Below are 437 nucleotides of genomic sequence, written 5' to 3'. Positions count from 1 at the left end.
ACAAGCAATTACAAAGTATGTTAGAGCAATTCGATCATATTGAACGCGTGTTTGTTTACGATCAATTCTCTGAAGCGTGTGCACGCTTTGTTGATAGATGGCAACAACAGCGTCCGGAAATTAATTTTATTGCGACAGAAAATGCTAAAGAAGCAGTATCAAATGGTGAAGTAGTCATTACATGTACCGTAACGGATCAACCATATATTGAATATGATTGGTTACAAAAGGGTGCATTTATTAGCAACATTTCTATCATGGATGTGCATAAAGAAGTCTTTATTAAAGCTGACAAAGTCGTAGTAGATGACTGGTCACAATGTAATCGAGAAAAGAAAACTATTAACCAATTGGTGTTAGAAGGTAAATTCAGCAAAGAAGCACTTCATGCTGAACTTGGGCAACTTGTGACAGGTGACATACCAGGACGTGAAGAC

Annotated in this window: 1 pseudogene; it reads left to right on the top strand. The window is 37.3% G+C overall.

Going from position 1 to position 437, the window contains the following annotated elements:
- A pseudogene (gene sbnB / locus AC30CM_RS27110) lies at positions 1-437 on the top strand (N-[(2S)-2-amino-2-carboxyethyl]-L-glutamate dehydrogenase SbnB); the annotation flags it as partial.

The sequence above is a fragment of the Mycobacterium sp. DHQP2018-32-09 genome (assembly GCF_058148405.1).
This window is presented reverse-complemented; position numbering and strand designations above follow the sequence as displayed.